At 36.6% G+C, this 6295-nt stretch carries 5 protein-coding genes and 2 pseudogenes; 1 reads left to right on the top strand and 6 read right to left on the bottom strand.

Annotated features, from left to right (window positions below; all coding sequences use genetic code 11):
- Positions 1–282 precede the first annotated feature (282 nt).
- From QRN68_RS11790 to QRN68_RS11765, 6 genes and pseudogenes are all read right to left on the bottom strand, one after another.
- Positions 283–993: an alpha/beta hydrolase gene (locus tag QRN68_RS11790; protein ID WP_285397076.1), complete on the bottom strand. Its 711-nt coding sequence runs from the start codon at positions 991–993 to the stop codon at positions 283–285.
- A 61-nt stretch (positions 994–1054) separates the two neighbouring features.
- A pseudogene (locus tag QRN68_RS11785) lies at positions 1055–1566 on the bottom strand (IS1595 family transposase); the annotation flags it as partial.
- Positions 1567–1732, bottom strand: a pseudogene (locus QRN68_RS11780) (IS5/IS1182 family transposase); the annotation flags it as partial.
- Positions 1733–1884: 152 nt separating this feature from the next.
- Positions 1885–3012: a quinolinate synthase NadA gene (gene nadA / locus QRN68_RS11775; RefSeq protein ID WP_285397075.1), complete on the bottom strand. Its 1128-nt coding sequence runs from the start codon at positions 3010–3012 to the stop codon at positions 1885–1887.
- Entirely contained in the window at positions 2999–3859 is an 861-nt protein-coding gene (gene nadC, locus QRN68_RS11770) for a carboxylating nicotinate-nucleotide diphosphorylase (RefSeq protein ID WP_285397073.1), read from the bottom strand. The genes nadA and nadC overlap by 14 nt, the downstream gene beginning before the upstream one ends.
- 568 nt (positions 3860–4427) lie before the next feature.
- Positions 4428–4637: a hypothetical protein gene (locus tag QRN68_RS11765; RefSeq protein ID WP_285397072.1), complete on the bottom strand. Its 210-nt coding sequence runs from the start codon at positions 4635–4637 to the stop codon at positions 4428–4430.
- A 99-nt stretch (positions 4638–4736) separates the two neighbouring features.
- On the opposite strand from QRN68_RS11765, the gene QRN68_RS11760 reads away from it, so the two are divergent.
- Complete coding sequence (locus QRN68_RS11760) at positions 4737–5816, top strand: cysteine desulfurase family protein (protein ID WP_285397071.1); 1080 nt, start codon at positions 4737–4739, stop codon at positions 5814–5816.
- The last annotated feature ends 479 nt before the right edge of the window (positions 5817–6295 follow it).

Below are 6295 nucleotides of genomic sequence, written 5' to 3'. Positions count from 1 at the left end.
CGCCCTTTCACGGCGGTAACACGGGTTCGAATCCCGTACGGGTCATACTAAAAAAGATAACTTTTTAGAAATAGAGAAATATAAAAATAGCAACTGGTACTATGTATCTTTGAAAAAACGTCCATCAACTAAAACGAAAAGAGTCTGGGATATAACTAGCTGATATTAAAGGAAAGGTGATGTTTTAAAACAATGTTGAAATTATATAACTTTTAAGGGAAGCCATTTTGACTTCCCTTAATGCGCTTTTAAAGAAGATTATACATCAATCATTTTTTATTATCATTTAACGTATATATGTTTTTTCAGCCATTGTCTGAAATACTGCAACTGTTCCTCAGAATGGAAATAGTGTTCTCCATTCTCCATTACTTGCAAATTACAGTTAAAACGTTTATTAAATTCAGATACAACGTCAAACTCACATAAGTTATCTTCTGAACCATAGAGAATTGAAGTTGGATTATTCCAAGCAACAATAGGATGTTCTTTCACATAACAGTAGTAGTCCCAATAGAGAGTTTGTCCAATAGGTGTAGAAATTTCTTTCTCTATTTTTAGTCTACTCTCACTTACGTTAAACCATGTCATCATATTATTTATGATACGTTCCATATTTACCACAGGAGAGAGAAACAAACACTGCTTCAACGGCTCATGGCTATATTCTAATAGGCTAAAATATACTCCCATGCTACAAGCAAAAATGCTTATATTATTTGATAACGATTTTGCATAGATCATAATTGTATTAAGGTCTTGAACACAGTTTTGAACTTTGCAAAGATAAGTATCATCCTTACGGTCACCATGTTGAGGTAAATCAAAACTAAGCACTTGATAACCTACTGCTGTTGCTTCTTCTGCAAATACAATAATCGAGTCATCTGCCTTATTTGACATGTTACCATGCACTACCACAAATAACTTATCTGATTTGTCACCCCATAAAATCGCTGGAATATTTTCTATTTTAAAATTACTTTTTATCATTGAAATTTTCCTCCATGAAATATAAATAATTCGTTATTCCTAATATTACAAATGTATATACCTAAATAAATATTGTTACTCTTGTATAAGCATGGGCTACATTGCATTGAACCATAAAGTTCTTGATTTTAACAACTTCTTTGTCAGTTTCAAATAATTATAGCCATTTAAACCAATACAAATAATTGCTGATATATTTAGTTGCAACACCATTAAACTTATTCATCCACTTTTTTAATTTGCTGTGTACAGCATTAATGTGTTGAATATGGTAAATTCCTTCTTTACGTTTTCCTCTTTGTATACGCTTATGTTCCAATGAAAAATCTTGGCAAACTGAACATAACTCTTATGACTGTCAGTACAAAAGATAGAGTTACCCCCTACACGACCGTCATAGAGTCTTTCTAATTCTTGGTGTGTCATTCTACCTCTACATAATAACTCCATAATTAGATTACCCTGTCTATCAATAGCAGTAGCAATACAAACCGTTCGTAAGATATACCTCTCTTTTTAATCTGTTTTCCTCTATTACGAGATTCTCGGCATTTTAGAAGGTTTTGTACCTTTTCGCGGGTGATAAGCTGGGCAACCCGTGTTTCGAAGAAATGAATCGAATGCTTCATTTGGAATACTTTCCACTAAATCATTGATGGCGTAGCGATATCATTTTCTTGAAGTTTTATTTCTAAATTTAGCGTAAAACAACTTGATGCATATTATAATTTTTAAGCATAAGGACACTTCTTTCTGATTGGTTATGGTTTGGTTACTTTAATTTTATCAGAGGGTGTCCTTTCTTTTTATCAAAATTTATATGTTCAAATACAAAGCCCGGAAAACTTTACTGTTCGTAAAATTTTTCGGGCTTCTTACTATATTTACTTTTTAGTGAGGTTTTGTCCCAGCCTCTTTTGGTCGTAATAGCATTCTTTCAAGTGAACTACGTGCTTCTTCAGCGGCATGAGCTTCTACTTGAATACGATTATGTGGTTGCCCTTGTTCGATACTTTCAAGGCACCAAAGTAAATGAGGTAAATCGATTCGGTTCATCGTAAGACAAGGGCAAAAGTTCTCATTTAAGGATATAATCTGCTTATCGGGGTGCTGCTTGATAATACGATTAACGAGATTCATTTCTGTGCCAATCGCCCAAGCAGAACCACTTGGTGCCTTATTAATCGTATCAATAATGTATTTTGTAGAACCTGCATCATCTGCAGCAGCAACAACCTCGCGATTACATTCAGGATGAACAATGATGCGCATGTTTGGATGAGTTTTACGTACAATCTCCGTATGCTGAACGGTAAAGCCTTCGTGTACAGAGCAGTGTCCCTTCCATAAGATGACTTGTATGTTTTCTGGGGACTGATCTGTCTCGAGCATATTTGTTTGAGGATTCCAGACGGCCATATTTTCTAGCGGTATTCCTAAATCATACGCAGTATTTCTACCTAAATGTTGATCTGGTAAAAAGAAAATACGTTGTTTTTGTGTAAATGCCCATCTCACCATTTCTTTTGCATTGGATGATGTCACACAGGCTCCTCCATGTCTACCCGTAAATGCTTTAATGGCAGCAGTAGAATTGACATATGTTAGCGGGATAATGGTATCGCCAAAAAGTTGTTGTAAAATTGGCCATGCTTGTTCTGTTTGGTAAATGTCTGCCATATCGGCCATTGAACAGCCTGCTCGCATATCAGGTAAGTAAACATGCTGCTGTTCAGATGTAAGCATATCAGCTGTTTCCGCCATAAAATGTACACCACAAAATACTATATGTTTAGCTTCCTTGTTAGTAGCTGATAATTGAGCAAGCTGCAAAGAATCTCCTGTTACATCTGCAAATTGAATTACTTCATCTTTTTGATAATGATGGCCCGGGATGAAGAGTGTACTGCCTAATTTCTTTTTTATAGCTTTAATACGAGATTCCATTTCGTTTTTAGATAATGCACGATAATGATCTGGTAGTAGTGACGTTTGTTGTAATAAACTAGTGATGGACAAGAGAATTAACTCCTTTCGTTTGTACAAGTGCACTAATATCAAAGGCTATTACTGAATGTGTTAAAGCTCCAAGAGAAATCCATTGAATGCCTGTTTTAGCATAGGTGTTTAAGTTATGAAGCGTAATGCCTCCTGAAGCTTCTGTAGCGATATGCGGGGGAACAGCAGGAAGCCATTCACGTATTTCTTCAGGGCTGCGATTATCAAACATAATAATGTCTGCGCCAGCTACAATTGCTTCATCTAGCTGGGCCTTTGTTTCGATTTCCACTTCGATTTTTATGGTGTGACCGATTTTCTCTCGGGCAGCCTGTACTGCCTTAGTAATACTACCTGCAAACGCAATATGATTATCCTTTAGCATTATCGCATCGTATAAACCATTGCGATGGTTGTAGGCACCACCGATTCTAACAGCATATTTATCTAACATTCGCATGCCAGGCATTGTTTTGCGAGTATCGCATATTTTCGCATTCGTACCTGCTGTTTCACGCACCGCTAAATTTGTAGCTGTAGCGATAGCAGACATACGCTGAGTAAGATTCAAAATTACCCGTTCACCCATTAATAACTTTTGAAGAGGTCCTTGAATAACAGCGAGAACATCACCAGTATTTACTTTTTCACCATCTTTTCTATAAAGAGTAATATCCATCGATCGATCAAGTAAAAGAAATCCATGCTCAATGATGAGGGCTCCACAAAAAATGCCGCTTTCTTTCGCATAAAAAGAAAAAGATCCCTGCTGTTCAGCAGAAAATATAAATTCACTTGATAAATCCCCATCTCCTATATCTTCATTAAAAAATTGCTTGAGCATTTCCTCGAGCTTGATGATATTCATATAATGAATTCCTCACTTTCATCTGTCCTGGTTGAAAAATGATCCAGCGGTTTACCTTCTGTTTAAAATTTTGTAACAGGTGTGTTGATTAACCATTTTTATACATTTGAAGAGGCTGATTTCCGCTACGGGCTACTCGCTTTGTCGCTGACGCTACGCTTTCGTACAGAGCAAGGCTTCCTGCGGGCGAGCGTCGAGCCGCTTCCTCCGCTCCGTGCAGGGTCTCGTCTGTCTCGCTTTCCCGCAGGAGTCGAGTAACCCTACGCTACAATCAACAATAAATCTATTTTTTCCTAATCAACACGCCTAATTTTGTAATTTATCAGTGCGAATAAAAGCTCCGCTGCGAGTTTCTGCTTGTTTAATGGCTGCGCATGCAATTACTGTAGCAACAGTATGCATCATGTAAAGTTCAAAGTTCATATTGATTCAAGCTATCTAAATCAACATGAAGAAGTGTTTGCATTGATGGTAATTGTTGTGCGAGTTGTTGCATATCGATAGAATTTCGGACAATGCTTAAGTGTGCATCATTGTTTGATCGTAAGTTTTGTCAGCAATGAAGAAATTATTTTGCTTTTAACCCGTTTGGGATAATGTATGGGCCATTTTTTGTCCGAACGTAATTCTTTATTTCTGTGCAGTTTTGTATTTCAATATGCCATCTTTCATGGTGATATTTACCAGCAGTCAATGTATCAACAGAGTGAAACCTTGGATGATCTTCTTGACTTGTAACGGCAGCGATCCCGCTACCTATAATAAGTGCATCTGTCATTACATCTACGCTTAAAAATCTTTACAGTTGTCTTGACATTTATCTTTACATAAAATAAAAGAGAACACAAGACTTGATGATACAGAAAGGAAGAATAAGATGATTTATCTGGATTATGCTGCAACAACTCCAATGGTTCCCAAAGCTCTTAAAGCATATTGTGAGATAGCAGAACGGTATTATGCGAATAGTGCAAGCTTGCATGATTTAGGAGGGCAAGCTCATTATTTTGTTGAACAGGCAAGAACTGTTGTAGCGAGATCTCTTGGAGTAAACAGTGATGGCGTAATCTTTACTGGAAGCGGCACTGAGGGCAATTTAATTTCTATTTTGTCGTTAGCTTTGACTTCCAATAAAGGGAAGCACATTATTTCATCAAAAGCTGAACACACATCCGTACATGCTGCGTTAAATACGCTTGAAAAAATGGGTTTTGTGGTCACGAAGTTACCTTTACAGCAAGATGGTTGTATTCATGTGGAGCAATTACGAGAAGCCATACAAGAAGATACGGCTTTAATCACGATCCAACATGTAAATTCAGAGATAGGCTCTATTCAACCTATAGAAAATATTGCAGAGATTGCAAAACAATCAAATGTTTTCTTGCATGTCGATTGTGTTCAGTCTTTTTGTAAGCTTCCGTTAAAACAGCAAGTGGATGCTCTGACTGTTTCAGCTCATAAAATAGGTGGACCAAAAGGTTGTGGAGCTATTTATATTAATCCGAAGCTACGAGTTCCTGCATTAGCACCAGGTTTGACACATGAGCGTGGGCTAAGGGGAGGAACCTTAGATACCCCATCAATTGTCGCTTTTGCTACGGCGATTGAAGAATATCAATATGAGCGTCAGCATTATGAAGCTTTACGTCAATATTTTAAGAGAAATTTACCAGAGACATGCCAAATAATTGAGTGTAAGGAGCAATTGCCCAATATTTGTGGTGTATTGATGAAAAGGGTAGAGGGGCAATATGTTTTATTAAAATTAAATGAAGCAGGGATCTGTATCTCTACAGGGAGTGCCTGTGATATTCATAGTGAATCTGGTACGAAGGCGATTTTATCAATGGGCTATTCTATGGAAGCAGCTCGTCAATTTTTTAGAATTTCTTTTGGACCAGCAACAACATTTGAGGAAATTGATCGATTACAAATGGAGCTTTCTATCATTTAATGTTTTTCAGGTGAAAGATAGTGAATGTTCTTTCACCTGAAAAGTAAGTTTAAGGCTCTTAAAGAAGATTGAGAATAGAGATGAAAACCTATAATTTAATATGATAAATTAATTGTTTTCTTTAAATTAAACAATTGTGTTATAATGATTAGCAGAGTGATAATTTCTCTTATATAACTAAAAATCTCTCTAAAAAGTAATAATTTCTTTTTTTTATAAAAAAGTATTGCACAATGCGAAAAAACGTTATACAATAATTCTTGTCTTGAAGGACAGGTAATAAACTTCAAAACGAAATACATAAGAGTTTCAAGATACGAGTAGTACAAGGAAGCAAACGAGTGAATGAGAGAGCGTACCTCCGTACGTGACCGATTAAGCGAGAGAAGCTGATGCAGTAATACGCCGTGTATTGAAGGTCGACAATAGTCTAGTGATGATGGCAAAGAGGTCACACCCGTTCCCATACCGAACACGGA

Origin of the sequence: Lysinibacillus sp. fls2-241-R2A-57 (assembly GCF_030209535.1) — a bacterium.
Taxonomy (GTDB): domain Bacteria; phylum Bacillota; class Bacilli; order Bacillales_A; family Planococcaceae; genus Lysinibacillus.
Note: the sequence above shows the minus strand (reverse complement) of the source record. Positions and strands in the feature narration are given on the sequence as shown.